General features: G+C 62.2%; 1 protein-coding gene. It reads right to left on the bottom strand.

Annotation, left to right across the window (positions count from 1 at the left end):
* Positions 1-130 precede the first annotated feature (130 nt).
* Positions 131-1,728: carbamoyl-phosphate synthase large subunit (gene carB, locus VIW95_RS13480; RefSeq protein WP_331587352.1), on the bottom strand; the 1,598-nt coding region annotated here is incomplete at its 5' end.

Below are 1,728 nucleotides of genomic sequence, written 5' to 3'. Positions count from 1 at the left end.
TCCGAATCGTCCGTGTTTCAGATGCCGCGCCCGTTACTTTACGGGAGAGGTTAGGTGAAAGTTCTGGGGTCCTCAACACGATTGTCTCAATACGGTTGTTCCCCTTCCCTCGAGGAAAGGGGTCGGGGGTTCAGGTTGCCCGATGGTAATCCTGCAGCGCGCGCACTTCGAACTTCTCATGCTTCAGCGCGTAGATTCCCTCGACCGCGGCCTTGGCCCCCGCCATCGTCGTGAAATATGGCAGCCGAAGTTCCAGCGCGGTGCGCCGAATCGAGAACGAATCCTTGGTGCCGCTCGCATCGGGAGTGTTGACGACCATCGCCACCCGCCCATCCTTCATCGCATCCACTATATGCGGGCTGCCTTCGAGCACCTTGTTGACGCTTTCGCACTTGAGCCCGAGGTTTCGAATGTAAGTCGCAGTTCCGCGCGTCGCGATCAGGTCGAAACCCATCGCGACCAGACCACGCACTATCGGCTCGAGATGCCGCTTGTCTTCGTCGCGCACGCTGATAAACACCAGCCCGCTGTCCGGCAGATTCGACGACGCCGCCAGCGACGCTTTCGCAAACGCCATTGCGAACGTCTTGTCGATGCCCATCACCTCGCCGGTCGATTTCATTTCGGGTCCCAAAATCGTGTCGACGCCGGGGAACCGGCCGAACGGAAACACCGACTCCTTGACCGCGACATGTGCCGGCACACGTTCCGTCGTAAACCCAAGCTCGCTGAGCGTCTTCCCCGCCATCACCAAGGCCGCGTACTTCGCCAGCGGCACGCCGATCGCCTTGCTCACGAATGGAATCGTGCGCGACGCGCGCGGATTGACTTCGAGGATATAAATTTCGCCGCCGTAAATTGCGTACTGAATATTGATCAAACCGATCACACCGAGCTCGCGCGCCAGCATCCTGGTTTGTGCGATCAACTCTTTCTGGAGTGCGGCGCTCAACGTAGTCGGCGGCAGCGCGCACGCGCTGTCCCCCGAATGTATCCCCGCGTGTTCGACGTGCTCCATTATTCCGCCGACCACCACGCTCGCGCCGTCGGAGATCGCGTCGACATCGACTTCGATCGCTCCCTGAAGGTAGCGATCGATCAACAGCGGATGGCGCTCGGAGGCTTGCAGAGCCTGCGTCACGTATCGCCGCAATTCCTCCTCGTTGGGAATCACTTCCATCGCCCGACCGCCGAGCACGTACGACGGCCGGATGAGCACCGGGTAGCCGACCTTCGACGCGCCCGCCACCGCGTCTTCGAGGCCGCGCGCCAACACGCCTTCCGGCTGCCGGAGTCCGAGCCGCGCGACCATCGCGTTGAAGCGCTCGCGATCCTCCGCGCGATCGATCGCATCCGGCGTGGTGCCCAAAATCGGGACGCCTGCCCGCGCCAGCGGCACCGCGAGCTTGAGCGGCGTCTGCCCGCCGAATTGCACGATCACGCCGACCGGCCGCTCGCGCTCGGCAATCGCCATCATGTCCTCGAACGTCAGCGGCTCGAAGTACAATCGATCCGAGATGTCGTAATCGGTCGACACCGTCTCCGGGTTGCAGTTCACCATGATCGTTTCGAAGCCGGCTTCCTTGAGTGCCATGCTTGCGTGCACGCAGCAGTAGTCGAACTCGATCCCCTGCCCGATGCGGTTCGGGCCTCCGCCCAGAATGACGACCTTCCGCTTCTCCGGCTTCGGCGCGGCCTCGCTCTCGGTCTCGTAGGTCGAGTAGAGGT

Source organism: Binatus sp. (SeqCode) (assembly GCF_036522015.1).
In the GTDB taxonomy this organism is placed as follows: domain Bacteria; phylum Desulfobacterota; class Binatia; order Binatales; family Binataceae; genus Binatus.
The sequence above is the reverse complement of the archived record's forward strand: the minus strand, read 5'-3'. Positions and strand labels throughout refer to the sequence as shown.